Below are 17,006 nucleotides of genomic sequence, written 5' to 3'. Positions count from 1 at the left end.
CCTTTCTAAATGGTACGAAACGACTCAAAAGTAAGCTAGGCGCAGAATAGGTTTCATCAGGCCCGCCGGGAACCCAAAAGCCCTGCAAATCAAGGAAAAGCAAGCGTCTACATGACGTTTTCACAAAAAAGGCTGGCGTTTTCGCCAGCCTTTTTCCGTCTTTTCAGCCAATGGGGCATAAATGTGGCCGAGGCCACTCAATGCGCTATGGTCGCGCCCGTCTCGTCGAGGCCTTCGACCGAGGTGATGACAGGCGTTTCCACCGTGCCGTCCCATTCGATCGGCTCCGGCCGCCGGACCAGCGCATGCTTGATCACCTCGCCCATGCGGGACACCGGGATGATCTCCATGCTGTTCTTCACGTTGTCCGGAATCTCCGCCAGGTCCTTGGCGTTTTCTTCCGGAATCAGCACCTTCTTGATGCCGCCACGAAGCGCTGCGAGCAGCTTTTCCTTGAGACCGCCGATCGGCAGCACACGGCCGCGAAGGGTGATTTCACCGGTCATGGCCACGTGTCTGTTCACCGGGATACCGGTCATGATCGAGACGATGGCGGTCGCCATAGCGACGCCGGCCGAGGGGCCATCCTTCGGCGTCGCGCCTTCCGGCACGTGCACGTGGATGTCGCTCTTGTCGAAGCGCGGCGGCTCGATGCCGAAATCGACAGCGCGCGAGCGGACGTAGGAGGCCGCCGCCGAGATCGATTCCTTCATGACTTCCTTCAGATTGCCGGTGACCGTCATGCGGCCCTTGCCCGGCATCATCACGCCTTCGATAGTCAGCAGTTCGCCGCCGACTTCCGTCCAGGCAAGGCCGGTGACAACGCCGACCTGATCCTCGCCCTCGGCTTCGCCATGGCGGAAGCGCGGAACACCCAGATAGTCGGAGATGTTGGCGGCCGTCACATGCACGGACTTCGTCTTGCCCTTGATGATCTCGGTGACCGCCTTGCGGGCGAGTTTCATCAGTTCACGTTCGAAGCTGCGCACACCGGCTTCACGGGTGTACTGCTGGCTGATCGCCATCAGAGCGTCGTCGCTGACCGAGAATTCTTCCGGCTGCAACGCATGTTCCTTGATGGCCTTCGGCAGCAGATGCCGCTTGGCGATCTCGCGCTTTTCATCTTCGGTGTAGCCGGCGATACGGATGATCTCCATGCGGTCCATCAGCGGCGCCGGGATGTTCAGCGTATTCGCCGTCGTGATGAACATCACGTCCGACAGGTCGTATTCGACTTCCAGGTAATGATCCATGAAGGTCGAGTTCTGCGCCGGATCGAGCACCTCGAGCAGGGCCGAAGACGGATCACCGCGATAGTCCTGGCCGAGCTTGTCGATTTCGTCGAGCAGGAACAGCGGGTTCGACTTCTTCGCCTTCTTCATCGACTGGATGACCTTGCCGGGCATCGAGCCGATATAGGTGCGGCGGTGGCCGCGGATTTCGGCTTCGTCACGAACGCCGCCGAGCGCCATGCGGACATACTCACGGCCGGTCGCCTTGGCGATCGACTGGGCGAGCGAGGTCTTGCCGACACCGGGAGGGCCGACGAGGCACAGGATCGGGCCCTTGATCTTGGTGGCGCGAGCCTGCACGGCCAGATATTCGACGATGCGCTCCTTGACCTTGTCGAGACCGAAGTGATCGGCTTCGAGGATCTTCTCGGCATTGTTGAGATCGGCCTTGATCTTCGACTTCTTGCCCCAGGGGATGCCGAGCAGCCAGTCCAGATAATTGCGCACGACGGTGGCTTCAGCCGACATCGGGCTCATCTGGCGCAGCTTCTTCAGCTCCGCGTCAGCCTTTTCACGGGCCTCCTTGGAGAGCTTGGTCTTGGCGATGCGCTCTTCCAGTTCGCTCATCTCGTCGCGGCCTTCTTCGCCGTCGCCGAGTTCCTTCTGGATCGCCTTCATCTGTTCGTTCAGGTAGTATTCGCGCTGGGTCTTTTCCATCTGGCGCTTGACGCGCGAGCGGATGCGCTTTTCGACCTGCAGGACCGAAATCTCGCCTTCCATGAAGCCGAGGGCCTTTTCGAGGCGGGCCTTGACGCTGGTGGTTTCCAGCATCTCCTGCTTCTCGGTGATCTTGATCGACAGATGCGAAGCGACCGTATCGGCGAGCTTGGAATAGTCGTCGATCTGGCTGGCGGCACCTACCACCTCAGGCGAAATCTTCTTGTTGAGCTTCACATAGCTTTCGAATTCGGAGACGACCGAACGCGACAAGGCTTCCAGCTCGACCGGATCGTCGTGCGGCTCCTCAAGCACATGGCCGAGCGCCTCATAGAAATCTTCGCGGCTGGTATAGGTGTCGATCTCGGCGCGGGCGCGGCCTTCGACCAGAACCTTGACCGTGCCATCGGGCAGCTTCAAGAGCTGCAATACGTTCGCCACGGTGCCGACCTTGTGGATCGCGGAGGGATCCGGATCGTCGTCACTGGCGTTGATTTGCGTCACCAGCATGATCTGCTTGTCGGAACCCATGACCTCTTCGAGCGCACGGATCGACTTTTCCCGTCCGACGAACAGCGGCACGATCATATGCGGGAAAACCACGATGTCGCGCAAAGGCAGAACAGGGTAGGCAGTGCTGCTCGCTACAGACGTTTTCTTCGTCATTTTTAAGTCCTTTCCATCGTCCCGTTACCGGGCTCTCTGCACGGCCGCTTGGGACCGGCCGGCACTCTCACTTGTTGCTACAAGTGGAGGTTCTGACTACGCTTTTCAAGCCACGCTAACGCCCGCGTTCCCCGGATGTGACAGCTTTATTACAACGGAACACCAACACTATGAAGCGCGTGGCTGGACCGGCGCTTACCACTTCCAACCGACTAAAATACAAGCACCGACAATAGGCTTACGGAATCACGGCATCATTGCCAAGCACTCTTCCTTGCACAACATCGGCCCCTTCCCAACATCGGCAAAGTCAATTCCGGTTCCCACCGGCAGAATACTAACAGTGCCTCGGATGGTTTTTCAAATAGAAAGGGGCCCGCCGATGGCAAGCCCCCAAAATAATCGTGCGAAAGCGCAAAGGTTACGCCGAAGCGTTGGCCTTTTCTTCCTGACGATCGGCATAGATGTAAAGCGGGCGGGCCGAACCGCGCACCACTTCCTCGGAGATGACGACTTCGCGCACACCTTCCAGCGTCGGCAATTCGAACATCGTGTCGAGCAGGATCTTCTCCATGATCGAGCGAAGGCCCCGGGCGCCGGTCTTGCGGACGATCGCCTTGCGGGCGATTTCGCGCAGGGCATCCTCGTGGAAGGTCAGTTCCACGTCTTCCATCTCGAACAGGCGCTGATACTGCTTGATCAGCGCGTTCTTCGGCTCCGACAAGATCTGGATCAGCGCATCCTCATCGAGATCCTCCAGCGTCGCCAGAACCGGCAGACGGCCGATGAATTCGGGGATGAGGCCGAACTTGACCAGGTCTTCCGGCTCCAGTTCGCGCAGGACTTCGCCGACGCGGCGGTCGTCTTGGGCCTTGACGGTGGCGCCGAAGCCGATCGATGTCTTCTCGCCACGTGCGGAGATGATCTTGTCGAGACCGGCGAAGGCGCCGCCGCAGATGAACAGGATGTTGGTCGTGTCGACCTGGAGGAATTCCTGCTGCGGATGCTTGCGGCCGCCCTGCGGCGGAACGGAAGCGACCGTGCCTTCCATGATCTTCAACAGCGCCTGCTGCACGCCCTCGCCCGAGACGTCGCGGGTGATCGACGGATTGTCGGACTTGCGCGAAATCTTGTCGACTTCGTCGATATAGACGATGCCGCGCTGGGCGCGCTCGACATTGTAGTCGGCCGACTGCAGAAGCTTGAGGATGATGTTTTCGACGTCTTCGCCGACGTAACCGGCTTCGGTCAGCGTCGTCGCATCGGCCATGGTGAACGGAACGTCGATGATGCGGGCGAGCGTCTGGGCGAGATAGGTCTTGCCGCAGCCGGTCGGGCCGACCAGCATGATGTTCGACTTCGCCAGCTCGACTTCGCCGTTCTTGGAAGCGTGCGCCAGGCGCTTGTAATGGTTGTGAACGGCGACCGACAAGATCTTCTTCGCCTGCCGCTGGCCGATGACGTATTCGTCGAGGACCTTGATGATGTCCTGGGGCGTCGGAACGCCGTCGCGGGACTTGACCATCGAGGACTTGTTCTCCTCGCGGATGATGTCCATGCACAATTCGACGCATTCATCGCAGATGAAGACGGTCGGCCCGGCAATCAGTTTCCGGACTTCGTGCTGGCTCTTTCCGCAGAACGAACAATAGAGTGTGTTCTTGGAGTCGCCGCCGTTGCTGCCGCTGACCTTGCTCATATCACTTTCCTTCCAGCACGCCGCATTTCAAGGCGAAATCGCGGTCCACTCAATCAGCTCCTGGCGGCACTCCGTCACCGGAGCCTTTGCCGAGAAGGGCTTCAGGGGCTACGAACCGGGCCCAATCGATCATGTCCGGGTTCCGGTGGCAACGAATTCCCCTTCGAATGCCGATGCTATGTCATAAAATTTCAACATAGCATTAATAGCTACTATTAGCGTCTTCGTCGCCAGTTGAAAGCCTTGTTCGATCACAAATGAGATAGAACTGTGGCGACGAAAACACCATCCCAATTAATTACTAGGCCTGTTCGCCTTCCATTTCGAGGCGCGACGTCAGAACCTTGTCGATCACGCCCCAGCCCTGGGCTTCGTCCGCATCCATGAAATGGTCACGATCGAGGGTCTTTTCAACTTCCTCGTAGGTGCGGCCGGTGTGCTTGACATAGACCTCGTTCAGGCGGCGCTTCATCTTCAGGATGTCGCGGGCGTGGCGTTCGATGTCCGAGGCCTGGCCCTGGAAGCCGCCCGACGGCTGATGCACCATGATGCGGGAATTCGGCGTGGCGAAGCGCATATCCTTGTGGCCGGCGGCCAGCAGAAGCGAGCCCATGGATGCGGCCTGGCCGATGCAGAGCGTCGAAACCGCCGGCTTGATGAACTGCATCGTGTCGTAGATCGCCATGCCGGCGGTGACGACGCCGCCCGGCGAATTGATGTAGAGGGCGATTTCTTTCTTCGGGTTTTCGGCCTCGAGGAAGAGAAGCTGGGCGCACACGAGCGTTGCCATATGGTCTTCGACGGCACCGGTCAGGAAGATGATGCGCTCCTTCAACAGACGGGAATAGATGTCGTAGGAGCGTTCACCGCGGTTGGTCTGTTCCACGACCATCGGCACGAGGGCCATTGCGGTATCGACTGGGTTTCTCATGTGCGTCCTTTGTCAACGTCTCGCCGGCCGGCGCCGGGAATCAAAGAAAATGTCTTATCCCTACATAGAGTGTCCGTGCCCTTCTCTTCAAGACACGCATGCGGATAACGTTAAGAAGGCGGGCAAGGTGGCCCTGGCTGTAGCCTCTTTCCAACAAGCGCCTGTTAACGGCGAGCCCATGGCACCGCCTTCCCCGGCTTTTCTCCATGACAGGATGAAGGAATGCTTACTCCATTCGAGAGTGCTCACACACATTTACCCGGCGGAAAGCTTACCGGGAGATATCCGCCCAAAACCATACCGCAGCGCAGCAGCATTAAGGAAGTGGCGAGCTTCCTCGGCAAGGATGCAAGCCAACAGATCGGGGCCGACAGACAAGGCCACCCGATAAGACAGACGGGCAAGGGGTTGCTGCCGTGTTCAATATCGCTACAGGTCTCGCCATCTGGTGTTCGGAGGCCATGACGCTCGCTTTGGTGCTGTTCGTCGCCTGGCGCCACAATGTCCGGAACGAGGCCTATCTCTATTGGGGCCTCGGCTTCCTGCTGACCGGCATCGGTTTTGCGATGATCGCGCTGCGCGACCAGGTCCCCAGCCTGCTGTCGATTGAGATCGGCAATGCCATCGCGCTGCTCGGCCAGAGCGCCTGGGTGGCGGGTTTTCTGGCGCTCGACCGCAAGAAGATCGAATGGTGGGCGCTGCTGCCGCCGGCGATCTGGCTCGCTGGCGTCTTCCTGCCCTGGGTCAACAGCGACTATTCAAACCGGGTGGTGCTCTACAACCTCGCTTCGGCGACAGGGGCGACGGCGCTTGCCCTGGCGGTTTCCGCCGGCGACATGCGCCGCGAGCGCACCCGCGTCAAGCTGATGGGCGTCTTCGTCATCCAGGGCTGCCTGTGCTTCGGCTCAGCGCTGACGATGGCGCTGACGCTGCCAAGCGATATCGAGGCAACCAATCTCGGCGGCGCCTCCGCCATGGCAAGCGCCTTCCTGCTCACCATCGCCTTCGCCTTCACTTGCCGGCTGATCATGGAGCGCTCCGAGCGGCACCTGCGCGCCCTCACGCTCACTGATTCGCTGACGGGTGTGCTCAACCGCCGCGGCCTGCTCGGCTATTTCGACGCCATCCAGGAAAAAGCCCATGACGAGCAACACCAGGTCGCGGTGATGCTCTTCGATCTCGATCATTTCAAGCGCGTCAACGACCGTTTCGGCCACCAGTCCGGCGATGCCGTGCTGACGGCTTTCGCCCGCATGGCCCGCCAGTATATTCCAAACAGCATCTTCGGCCGCATGGGCGGCGAAGAATTCGCAGCCTTCGCCGCGGTCACCGACCAGACCGAAGCTGAGGCGATCGCCGAAGCGATCCGAACCGAATTTTGCCGCCTGCCCGTCAGCACCGGCGAAGCTATCGTTCCGGTCACCGTCAGCATCGGCATCGCGCTCGCCTCCTCGCTCGAAGCCAATATCGACAAGCTGATCTCGGCCGCCGACCGGGCGCTCTATGCCGCAAAGGGCGCTGGCCGCAACTGCACGGTCACCTTCGGCAAAGCCGAGGCCGCAGCCCCGGCCCCGGCAACGCCGAGCACCACCGCCGGCGAACTCGTGCCGACGGTCGACGACCAGGTCGAGGCGCTGCGGCGCATGGGCACGCTGTCGCGGGCCGGCTGACCGGAAAACCGGAGTCAATCCCCACGGTTAGACACGGATCTTAATGCGATCGGCGCGTCGTTACAGGACGGCTTGCCCTCGCCCCGCCATCTTTCCGAGGCCCGGCAAATCCGCTAAGCCTTCGCGTCATGACGATACCGCCCTTTCTCTCGATCGATTCATCCAACCGCCACGTCTCGCTGGACGCCCGCAATCCGGCCTTCTATGGCGATCCGAATGCCGTCTATGCCGCACTTCACGCCCATTGTCCGACCTTCTACTGGACCGAGCAGAAGCAATGGTTCTTCACGGGTTACGAGCACGTGAACGGTCTGCTGCGCGACCGCCGCTTCGGTCGGCAGATCCTGCATATCGCCAGCCGCGAGGAGCTCGGCCTTGCCGAGCCGATGCCGCACCTTGCCAGTTTCGATCTCTCGGAACGCTATTCCCTGCTCGAACTCGAACCGCCGGAGCACACGCGGCTGCGCACGCTGGTCAACCGCGCCTTCGTCTCCCGCCATGTCGAGAAGATGAAGCCGGAGCTTGCCGAGCTTGCCAACCGGCTGATCGACGGATTCGCCGACAAGCGCGAGGTCGAGCTGCTCTCGGCCTTTGCCGACATCATTCCGGTGACGATGATCGCCCGGATGATCGGCATTCCAGAGGAGATGGGGCCGCAGCTGCTTGCCTGGTCGCACGCCTATGTCCGCATGTACATGTTCGGCCGCACGCGCGAGCAGGAGGATGAGGCCGAACGGGCGGCGAAGGAATTTTCCGACTACGTCAGAACAGTGATCGCCGAGCGCCGCGCCGAGCCGCGCGACGACCTGCTGACCCACATGATCCATACCGAGCACAAGGGACAGTATCTCACCGAGGAAGAGCTGATCTCGACGACGATCGTGCTGCTCAATGCCGGGCACGAGGCGACCGTGCACCAGATCGGCAATTCCGTGCGCACCATCCTCGAAAGCGGCTCAGATCCGGCTGCGCTCTTCCGTGACGAGGCGACGACCGAGCGCACCGTCGAGGAAACCCTGCGCATCTGCGCGCCGGTCCACATCTTCCAGCGCTGGGCGCTGGAGCCCGCCGAAATCGACGGCGTCTCCTTCCAGCGCGGCGACAAGGTCAGCCTCGTCCTCGCCGCCGCCAATCTCGATCCGGCGAAATTCACCGATCCCCTCGCCTTCCGGCCCGACCGCAACGAGGCGGCGAACCTCTCCTTCGGCGCCGGCATCCATTTCTGCATCGGCGCGCCGCTGGCGCGGCTGGAACTCAACATCGTGCTGCCGATCCTCTTCGAGCGGCTTTCCGGTCTGAAGCTGGCGAAGACGCCTGTGGTCAAGGATGTCTATCATTTCCACGGGCTTGGCCGGCTGGATCTGCAGTGGTGATCCACCCCTGACAGATCAGCCGTAGCGGCCGGTGATACCGCAGCCTCAGCCTTTTGATTGAAAACGCGGATTGACAAAACTTATCGAGACAGCCGCCGCATGACCCGGCGGCGGCCATGCCTGAAAATGTGGCGATCGATGCGGAAAGCCTGCTGGTTGGTACGCCTGATCGGAGCATATGCCACGAAATCCACGGCGTCAGGCGGCCGACTGTTCTTCCAGCTTGCTGGATATGTCGCGTGCCGACATCGGTCTGCCGATCAGATACCCCTGAAGCTGATCGCAGCCGGCCTCTCGCAAGATCGCAGCCTGGCGGCTGTTCTCGATGCCTTCAGCGGTCACGGGAATTTGCAGGGCGGTGGCAAGCGAAATGGTCGCCCGAAGAACATCGGCGCCATTGGCGCCTTCATCGAGAGCGGACACAAGCGAGCGGTCGATCTTCATGCGATCGAACCCGAACTGCCGCAATGCGCCAATGCTGGCATAACCGCAGCCAAAGTCATCAAGCGCGAATTTTATGCCGACGCGCTTGAGCTGGTCTATCGACCGCCGAGCCTGATCCGGATTCGTCATCAGGACGCCTTCGGTAATCTCCAAGGTCAGGCGCTTTGGATCGAAGTCGAGCTCCTGCAGGACCGAAATCACTTCGGCGGCAAATTCCGGATTGCAGAGCTGGATTGGCGAGACGTTCACAGACAATGCCAGATCGGGCCAGCTCCTGGCATGCTCGATCGATGTTCTCAGCATGTGAACGCCCAGCGCATCGATGAGGCCGCACCGCTCGGCGAGAGGAATGAAAATCTCCGGGCTGATGTTTCCTGTCGACGTTCGCCAGCGCGCCAGCGCTTCCAAACCGGTGACAGCGCCTGTCGTCGCAGAGACGAGAGGCTGAAAAACGGCCTCGATCGCACCACTGCCGATGGCGCCTTTCAAAAGGCCTTCCAGTTCGGCGACCCGCTGGCGCTCCTCGTCCAGCTCGGGGTCGTATTCGATCGCTTGGCCTCGGCCATTGGCCTTGGCGCGATAGAGGGCCATGTCCGCTCTGCGGAGAAGCTCCAAGGGCTCGATGTCTGCGTCGCCTGCGGCAGCTCCGATGCTTGCGCCGACTTCGATCGTCCGGCCGTCGATTTTGAAGGGCTCGGCAAACAGCGCCAGAATGGTCTTCTCCATATCTTCGCAGGTGGCGGACCCAACATGCACCAGCGCAAATTCATCGCCTCCCAGCCGCGCCGCGGCAACGACTTCGGGGTGGCAGGCCGTCAGCGCGTTCGAGACCAGCCGGATCAAATCATCGCCGACCGCGTGCCCCCAGGCATCGTTGACGGCCTTGAAACCATCGAGGTCGACCAGATAAAGCCGTGGCGGCGAAGAGCCCGAACTCTCGAACTCTTCCAACAGGTTGAGAAGACCATGTCTGTTCAACAGGCCGCTCAGGCTGTCATGGCTCGCTTCGAAAAGCGCTGCTTGCGCCAATTGGCGCAGGCGCCGCGCCTCGGACGCGCCGACCATCAGCACGCCGATCAGGAACAGCGCAAGGATGGCGACGGCGGCCGCGACATAGGGCGTCACCTGCTGAAACACGGTGCTTCCCGGCGCCTTGCTCGGCCAGACGAGATAGCCGATGACGGCCCCCTTCATGTCGGTGATCGGCGTGTTCAGAAATTCCGGCCTGGGCTTCGTCTCAAGGTGTAAGCCCTCCAGTTCATGTTCGTTCGAGAGTGCGTCGAGAACCTCGGGCGAAAATTCCTTGTAAAAGGTCAGTGTGCTGAGCTTCGGAAGCTCGGTGGCGGCCTCGTATGGCTGGATCGCCTGCGATGCGAGCAGGGCGATGCCGCTTTCGGTCTTGATGAAATTGACCACCGGCGCCCGCGCGGGATCGGCAGCTACTCTGATCTGCCGATAAAAGCCTTCGCCGAAAAAGGCGCTCGGCTCGAAGGGCTTGCCTTTGGCATAGGCGGAGACGATCGAAGAGCGGTCGGGGCCGATGACGACCGCACCGTCATACAGCGCGTAATCCTCGCTGGTCTTTCCCCAATTTTCATAGGCCCAAGCGGCCGCGGTCGGAGACGAGGCTGCACTATAGGCATCGTCCCAAATGGCATTGTCAGTCGTCGTCCCGCTCAGGCGCGCCACAAAGGCTCCGATTGCCGCACGGGCGGCGCGCGTGGCCCTGGCATCATCGATCTCATTCGCCGACCGGGTCATCGTGACGACGACATGCGCCATCAAGCCGGTCAGGATGAGGGCGACGACAAGGAAACAGACCGTCGTCGCGATGATGGAAGACGTTTGGGTGCGAACGTGCCTACCTGCAAGAGTCGACGACATGCAAATTCCGCAAAATGTTAATTGCAAGGCCATGTCTGGGGGACGGCAGGAGACATCATGTCCGCTATGCGCTGCAGACAAGATATAGCATTTTGACAATGTAGGGCGGATTAATGGGATTGGTTAAAAGCTCTCTATCCGGCAAAGAGGCGCACGCATTTGAGGAAAAACGGGCCGCCCTCGCCGCAAATCGGGACAGGCCCGCCGTCAACGGCGGCGATTTACCGGCGCTGCTTAGACCTTGATCACATAATCCTTGCGAGTCGTTTCAACGACTTCCCACGTCCCTTTGAAGCCGGGTCTTAAGATCATCCGGTCGCCGATCTTCAGATGAATCGGCTCGCCGCCATCCTCGGTCACGATCGAATGGCCGGACAGCAGGCTGAAATATTCCCATTCCTCATAGACGATCCGCCATTTGCCCGGCGTCGCCTCCCAGATGCCGGAATAGAGCCCGCCTGCGGCTTCCTCCAGGTTCCAGCTGCGGAATTGCGGATCGCCGGAGATGATCCGGCCGGGCTCCGGGGCGCCGAACTCCGGTTCGACGCCGTCAATGCGGAAGTGAACGAAATTTGCCATGGTCGTCACGGACCTCTCCGATGTCAGATTTTCGAGAGCGCCTGTTCGAGATCGGCGATGATGTCCTTGACGTCCTCGATGCCGACGGAAAGGCGCACCACGTCGGGCCCGGCGCCGGCGGCGATCTTCTGCTCGTCGCTCAACTGCCGGTGCGTCGTCGAGGCCGGATGGATGACCAGCGAGCGGGTGTCGCCGATATTGGCAAGATGGGAGAAGAGCTGCAGCCCCTCGACCAGCGTCTTGCCTGCCTCGTAGCCGCCCTCGACGCCGAAGGTGAAGACGGAACCGGCGCCTTTCGGCGAATAGCGTTGCTGCAGGACGTGGTTCGGGTCGTCGTCGAGGCCGGCATAATTGACCCAGGCGATCTTGCTGTGCGCCTTCAGCCACTTTGCGACGGCGATCGCATTGTCGCTGTGGCGCTGCATGCGCAGCGGCAGCGTCTCGATGCCGGTCAGGATCAGGAAGGCATTGAAGGGCGAGATTGCCGGGCCAAGATCGCGCAGGCCGAGCACGCGGGCAGCGATCGCAAAGGCGAAATTGCCGAAGGTCGCGTGCAGGACCATGCCGTTATATTCCGGCCGCGGGCTCGACAGCATCGGGTAGTTGCCGGATTTCGACCAGTCGAAAGTGCCGCCGTCGACGATGAGGCCGCCCATGGAATTGCCGTGACCGCCGAGAAATTTCGTCAGCGAATGCACGACGATATCGGCACCGTGCTCGATCGGGCGGATCAGATAAGGGGTTGCCATCGTATTGTCGACGATCAGCGGCAGGCCGTTGCGATGGGCGACATCGGCGATGGCGGCGATATCGACGAAGGTGCCGCCGGGATTGGCCAGGCTTTCGATGAAGATGCCGCGCGTCTTGTCATCGATCTGGCTTTCGAAGCTTGCCGGGTCGGCGGGATCGGCCCAGCGCACCTGCCAGCCGAAATTCTCGAAGGCGTGGCCGAACTGGTTGATCGAGCCGCCATAGAGCCTGTTGGCGGCGATGAAATTCTCGCCGGGGCGCATGATGGTGTGGAAGACGATCATCTGCGCCGCATGGCCGGAGGCGACGGCAAGGGCTGCCGTGCCGCCTTCGAGCGCTGCGACGCGCTCCTCGAGCACGGCCTGCGTCGGGTTCATGATGCGGGTGTAGATGTTGCCGAAGGCCTGCAGGCCGAAGAGGGCGGCGGCATGATCGGAATCATCGAAGACAAAGGCGGTCGTCTGATAGATCGGCGTGACCCGCGCGCCGGTCGCCGGGTCGGGCTGGGCGCCGGCATGGATCGCCAACGTGTTGAATCCCGGATCGTTCTTGGCCATGTCGTCCTCCAGTTGTTGCTGACGGGCAGCATCATAGCCTGTCGCTAACGAAAGTTAATCGCGATCCGTTTCAACCCATGGGCGTTCGGTGGAAAATCCGTCTCAGCCGACAGCGACTCAAGCAACGAGAGCAGGCAACGAGGTCAGGCGATGAGACGGGGATATTCGATCGCCGGGCAGCGGTTCATCACCACCTTGATTCCGGCCGCTTCCGCCTTTGCCGCGGCCGCGTCGTCACGCACGCCGAGCTGGGCCCAGATGATCTGCGGCAGCGGCCTCAGCGCTAAGGCCTCCTCGACCACCCCATCCAGATATTCGGCGGCGCGGAAAACGTCGACCATGTCGATCGGCACGGGAATGTCGGCGAGCCGGGCATAGACGGTGCGACCTTGGATCTGTTTGCCCGCCTGCCCCGGATTGACGGGGATGACTTCGTAGCCGCGCGACAGCAGATAACCCATGACGCCGTTGCTCGGCCGGGCCGGATTGGGCGAAGCGCCGGTCAGCGCGATGGTCTTTACCGAATGCAGGATTCCGGTGAGATAATCATCCGTATAGCTGTCGTGGTTCATGTCCGCTTCTCCACTTGCAAAGCCGATTGGCATGGCCCGCAGGTTTTTTTGCATTTCCGTGAAACCGGCTGCACGCCTTTCCCGTATATATGAACAGGATACTCCTGAGGATGATTCGATGAAAAAAATCGCTCTTGCCCTCATTTTCGTGCTCGCCGCATCGCCGGCGCTGGCGATCTCGCGCTACAATCCGCTTGCCATGAGCTGTGCCAGCGTGCGCGCCGCCATTCACAATCAGGGTGCGGTCATCTTCCGTTACCAGTCTCCCCGCGGACTGCCGCTTTACGATCGCTATGTCCGCAACAGCAATTATTGCGATGCCACTAACTATGCGGAATGGACGCATATCCCCTCGAAAGACGATCCGCGCTGTCCCGTCCTGAACTGCCAGAACATCGACAACCTTGACGGGATGCTGTTCGTTCCGCATTATCAACTTTGATGGTTTCGCCGTCCTGACCGCCGCAGGAACTATGCGTCTTTCGCGTTTGCGAAAGGCGCGCATTCAATCCCGCGCTGCGATATTTCGAAAGTTACACAATCAGAAGCTTTAAAATCCCAGTATGTCAAAGTTATAGAATAATATCTATATTTCAGCATCATAGAATAGTCGGTTACCGGGTTCCCGCAAATGGTTTCTTCTTTTGTTCCCGATACTATCGGGCTCCGTTCCCGTATCCATTAGAAACATCTCATAGTTGAAAGGATCGCCTGGATTGAACGCATGTCGCGCGCACGTAAAAATTGCCTCGAAGCGCCGCAATTGTGCCCGTGCCGAAAGAATGCTATTCGACACATCAACACGTCCGCGACCGCTGCCGTGTATTTTCGTGCAAATCCCAGTTGTCTTTTCAGGAATTTGAAACGTCCAAGGCGAGGCGTTTCCAGCGTCTCTCATCTTTTCCGGATTTACTCCCTTGCCGCTCGACGTCATCCTGCTCGTTCTCTTCGGCGCATTGCTGCATGCGACATGGAACGCCATCGTCAAGGCAGGAAGCGATAAATCCCTCGATGCGGCATTGATCTCGGCCGGCGGCGCGGTTTCGGCTCTACCGTTCCTGGCATTCCTGCCGCTGCCGCAAGCCTCTGCCTGGCCGTTCATCGGCGCTTCGGCCATCCTGCAATTCGCCTATTTCCAGCTGGTCGCCGCCGCCTACCGGGCCGGCGATATCGGTCTCGTCTATCCGTTGATGCGCGGCTGCGCACCGCTGCTGATCGCCGCGACAAGCGGTTTCATCCTGAAGGAAAATCTTTCCGGCGGCGCCCTGGCCGGCACAATGACGATCTGCGCCGGTGTGCTGACGCTTGCTCTTGAGGCTCGGCGCGGCAGCAGCCGCGCCGTCATGCTCTCGCTTGCCAATGCCTGCGTCATCGCCAGCTACACCTATGTCGACGGCATCGGCGCGCGGCTTTCCGGCAATGCGGTCTCCTACACATTGTGGATGTCGCTGCTGCCGCCGGTGCTGCTGTTTTCCTGGGCGGTTTCGCAACGCGGCACCATCGCCGTGGCGCGTCACGTCCGTTGCAACTGGTGGCGCGGCCTGATCGGCGGCGCCGGCTCGATCGCGTCTTACGGGCTGGCCCTCTGGGCTATGACGAAAGCCCCGGTCGCAACCGTTGCCGCCCTGCGCGAAACCGCAATCCTCTTTGCGCTGGTGATCTCGATTACTGTCTTCAAGGAAAAAGCCAGTGTCTGGCGCTACGTCGCCGGCGTCGTCATCGCCATCGGCGGACTGGTTCTGAAACTGGCGTGATCACTCGCCGGTCCATTCCGGGGCGCGCTTGCCGAGGAACGCGCCGATCCCCTCCTCGGCATCCTGCGTCAGCATATTGTCGACCATCACTTTGGCGGCATAATCATAGGCTGCCTCAACCGGCAGTTCGAGCTGCCGGTAGAAAGCTTCCTTGCCGATCTTCAGGGTCAGAGGCGACTTGCTGGCGATCACGCCGGCATATTTGGCAACGACCTGCGCCAGATACTGCTTCGGCACGATGCGGTTGACGAGACCGAAATCCTTGGCTGTGGAGGCGTCGATCGTCTCGCCGGTCAACAGCATCTCCATCGCCTGCTTGCGATGCGCGGCACGGGTAACAGCGACCATCGGCGTCGAACAGAACAGGCCGATATTGACGCCCGGCGTGCAGAATGTCGACGTATCCGTGCAGATCGCCAGATCGCAGGAGGCAACGAGCTGGCAGCCGGCCGCCGTCGCCAGCCCGTCGACCTCGGCGATAACCGGCCTCGGCAGATTCGCGATTTTCAGCATCAGATCGGCGCAGAGCCGGAAGGCCCCATCGAAGAAACCGGCTCCCTGATCTTCATCGGCACGATGGGCGGTGAGTTCCTTGAGATCGTGGCCGGCGGAAAAGACATTGCCGGTCGAGGCGATGACGAGGACGCGCACGCTCGCGTCCGATCCGGCCTTGTCGAGTTCGGCCATCAGCGCTTCGAGAAGCGCGATCGACAGCGCATTGGCCGGCGGGTTGTTGAGCACGAGACGCAGCACGCCGTCGCGCAACGAGCGGAGCAGTAATCCCTCCGCCCTGCCTGCGTCCGGGAAGGATACGATTTCGGCCATGATGCTGCTCCCTGCGCTCGATTTCCAGACGGACGTATTGCCACAAGGCGCCGGCAATTTCGAGCAGGATCAGCGCTTTCCTCTGAGGCCGAAGCCGTTACGACCAGAACCAGGACTTTGCTGTCTCGGCCCTCGCCTGCGCACGGGTCAGGCCGACATCGCGAAGTTCGTCCTCGGTGAGATCGCACAGTATGCGGCGACTGCGGCACTTTTCCAGCCGATGTTCGACCGCCGCCAGCAGCCGCCGGCCCCAGCGCGCCGTTGCGCGAAATTTCGATCGAACGATATCGTGCGGCGTCTCTAGTCTCTCACTCAATTCCAGGGCCATCTCGTCTTCCTTTCTTCGATGGATGAAAGATGCGCTGGAGAATGCCGCGAAGGAAGCTTATGGATATTATGAGAGGCATAAGGATTTCTTTGGCATGGCGCTAAACTTGGATCAGCTCGCAACCTTCGTCCACGTTGCCGATCTCGGCAGTTTCACGGCGGCCGCCGACAAGGAAGGGCTGACGCAGCCGGCCGTCAGCCTGCAGGTCAAGGGGCTCGAACAGCGGCTCGGCGTCCGGCTGATCGAGCGCGTCGGACGGCGGGCGCAGCCGACCGCGGCAGGCCTCGATCTGTTGGCGCACGCAAGGCGGCTGCTGCAGGACGCGGCCGCCGCGGAGGAAGCGATGATGCCGCACAGGGATGGCGCCAGCGGTCGCGTGCGCATCGGCAGTGGCGGCACCGCGTCGATCCACCTGCTTCCTCGGGCCATCGCCGCCGCCCGCAAATCCATGCCAGGCCTCGAAATCACCGTCCATATCGGCAATGCCGACGACGTCTTGCGCGATCTGGAGGCCAACAGCCTCGATATCGCCGTCATCGCGCTACCGGCCTCGGGTCGGAACCTTGAGATCGAACCGTTCTACGAGGAGGAATTGCTGGCGGTCGCGCCCGCCGGCAGCCGCATGCCCGACGGCGGACCGGACGCCGCTTTCATGCGCGACAGGACGCTCTTGCTTTACGAGGGCGGCAATACGAGACGGGCAATCGACGCATGGCTGGCCGCACCGGACACCCGGATCCGGCCGGCCATGGAGTTCGGCAGCATCGAGGCGATCAAGGAACTGGTGGCCGTCGGGCTCGGCTGGTCGATCCTGCCGGGGCTGGCGGTGAAGCGCGACCGCGCCGGCCTGGTGACGACATCATCGCTGCAGCCGAAGCTCACGCGCCGCCTCGGCATGGTTCTGCGGCGGGACAAACATCTGACCCGCGGCCTTCGCGAAATGATGAAATGCCTGCGCGCGTTCGAGGGTTAGCGGCTGCTTTCGACCGTGGCACGCTCCTTAAAGTCCGGCAGGCTCAAGCCCG

14 protein-coding genes are annotated in these 17,006 nt (G+C 61.0%); 5 read left to right on the top strand and 9 right to left on the bottom strand.

The features are described 5' to 3' along the window. Window positions 1-197 precede the first annotated feature (197 nt). The 3 genes from lon to clpP form a co-directional block, all read right to left on the bottom strand. Window positions 198-2,615: an endopeptidase La gene (gene lon, locus FHX03_RS27220; protein WP_097627185.1), complete on the bottom strand. Its 2,418-nt coding sequence runs from the start codon at window positions 2,613-2,615 to the stop codon at window positions 198-200. A 421-nt stretch (window positions 2,616-3,036) separates the two neighbouring features. Beyond that, window positions 3,037-4,314 carry an ATP-dependent Clp protease ATP-binding subunit ClpX gene (gene clpX / locus FHX03_RS27215; protein ID WP_003573940.1) on the bottom strand — a complete coding sequence of 426 codons (1,278 nt, stop codon included), beginning with the start codon at window positions 4,312-4,314 and terminating at the stop codon, window positions 3,037-3,039. 301 nt (window positions 4,315-4,615) lie between these two features. After that, on the bottom strand, window positions 4,616-5,245 hold the full coding sequence (gene clpP, locus FHX03_RS27210; RefSeq protein WP_003573944.1) for an ATP-dependent Clp endopeptidase proteolytic subunit ClpP: 630 nt from the start codon (window positions 5,243-5,245) through the stop codon (window positions 4,616-4,618). Window positions 5,246-5,661: 416 nt separating this feature from the next. Here clpP and FHX03_RS27205 point away from each other — a divergent pair, with 416 nt between their 5' ends. Both FHX03_RS27205 and FHX03_RS27200 read left to right on the top strand, forming a co-directional pair. After that, window positions 5,662-6,915 carry a GGDEF domain-containing protein gene (locus tag FHX03_RS27205; RefSeq protein WP_097627184.1) on the top strand — a complete coding sequence of 418 codons (1,254 nt, stop codon included), beginning with the start codon at window positions 5,662-5,664 and terminating at the stop codon, window positions 6,913-6,915. A 128-nt stretch (window positions 6,916-7,043) separates the two neighbouring features. After that, the gene (locus tag FHX03_RS27200; RefSeq protein WP_183856335.1) at window positions 7,044-8,288 is read left to right on the top strand and encodes a cytochrome P450; all 1,245 of its coding nucleotides are present in this window, start codon (window positions 7,044-7,046) and stop codon (window positions 8,286-8,288) included. 198 nt (window positions 8,289-8,486) lie between these two features. Here the strand turns inward: FHX03_RS27200 and FHX03_RS27195 are convergent, their stop codons facing one another. The 4 genes from FHX03_RS27195 to FHX03_RS27180 form a co-directional block, all read right to left on the bottom strand. Next, window positions 8,487-10,616 (bottom strand): bifunctional diguanylate cyclase/phosphodiesterase, encoded by a 2,130-nt coding sequence (locus tag FHX03_RS27195; RefSeq protein WP_097627180.1) that lies wholly within the window; start codon window positions 10,614-10,616, stop codon window positions 8,487-8,489. Window positions 10,617-10,850: 234 nt separating this feature from the next. Next, complete coding sequence (locus FHX03_RS27190) at window positions 10,851-11,195, bottom strand: cupin domain-containing protein (RefSeq protein ID WP_183856381.1); 345 nt, start codon at window positions 11,193-11,195, stop codon at window positions 10,851-10,853. A gap of 23 nt (window positions 11,196-11,218) precedes the next feature. Then, a complete protein-coding gene (locus tag FHX03_RS27185) occupies window positions 11,219-12,502 on the bottom strand; it encodes an O-acetylhomoserine aminocarboxypropyltransferase (protein ID WP_097627177.1) in 1,284 nt (427 codons plus the stop codon). Between the two features lie 143 nt (window positions 12,503-12,645). Beyond that, window positions 12,646-13,074 carry a CoA-binding protein gene (locus FHX03_RS27180; RefSeq protein WP_097627175.1) on the bottom strand — a complete coding sequence of 143 codons (429 nt, stop codon included), beginning with the start codon at window positions 13,072-13,074 and terminating at the stop codon, window positions 12,646-12,648. 118 nt (window positions 13,075-13,192) lie between these two features. On the opposite strand from FHX03_RS27180, the gene FHX03_RS27175 reads away from it, so the two are divergent. Together FHX03_RS27175 and FHX03_RS27170 are read left to right on the top strand one after the other, a co-directional pair. Then, a complete protein-coding gene (locus FHX03_RS27175) occupies window positions 13,193-13,516 on the top strand; it encodes a hypothetical protein (RefSeq protein WP_183856333.1) in 324 nt (107 codons plus the stop codon). Between the two features lie 475 nt (window positions 13,517-13,991). Further along, window positions 13,992-14,828 carry an EamA family transporter gene (locus FHX03_RS27170; protein WP_183856331.1) on the top strand — a complete coding sequence of 279 codons (837 nt, stop codon included), beginning with the start codon at window positions 13,992-13,994 and terminating at the stop codon, window positions 14,826-14,828. Here FHX03_RS27170 and FHX03_RS27165 read toward each other — a convergent pair whose 3' ends face one another. Together FHX03_RS27165 and FHX03_RS27160 are read right to left on the bottom strand one after the other, a co-directional pair. Beyond that, the gene (locus FHX03_RS27165; RefSeq protein WP_183856329.1) at window positions 14,829-15,653 is read right to left on the bottom strand and encodes an enoyl-CoA hydratase; all 825 of its coding nucleotides are present in this window, start codon (window positions 15,651-15,653) and stop codon (window positions 14,829-14,831) included. Window positions 15,654-15,750: 97 nt separating this feature from the next. Next, window positions 15,751-15,981, bottom strand: a complete 231-nt coding sequence (locus tag FHX03_RS27160; protein WP_183856328.1) for a DUF1127 domain-containing protein — start codon at window positions 15,979-15,981, stop codon at window positions 15,751-15,753. Window positions 15,982-16,003: 22 nt separating this feature from the next. On the opposite strand from FHX03_RS27160, the gene FHX03_RS27155 reads away from it, so the two are divergent. After that, window positions 16,004-16,954, top strand: coding sequence for a LysR family transcriptional regulator (locus FHX03_RS27155; protein WP_183856326.1), 951 nt, complete (start codon window positions 16,004-16,006; stop codon window positions 16,952-16,954). Window positions 16,955-17,006: the final 52 nt, after the last annotated feature.

It is taken from the genome of Rhizobium sp. BK456 (assembly GCF_014194045.1).
GTDB lineage: Bacteria > Pseudomonadota > Alphaproteobacteria > Rhizobiales > Rhizobiaceae > Rhizobium > Rhizobium redzepovicii.
The sequence above is the reverse complement of the archived record's forward strand: the minus strand, read 5'-3'. Positions and strand labels throughout refer to the sequence as shown.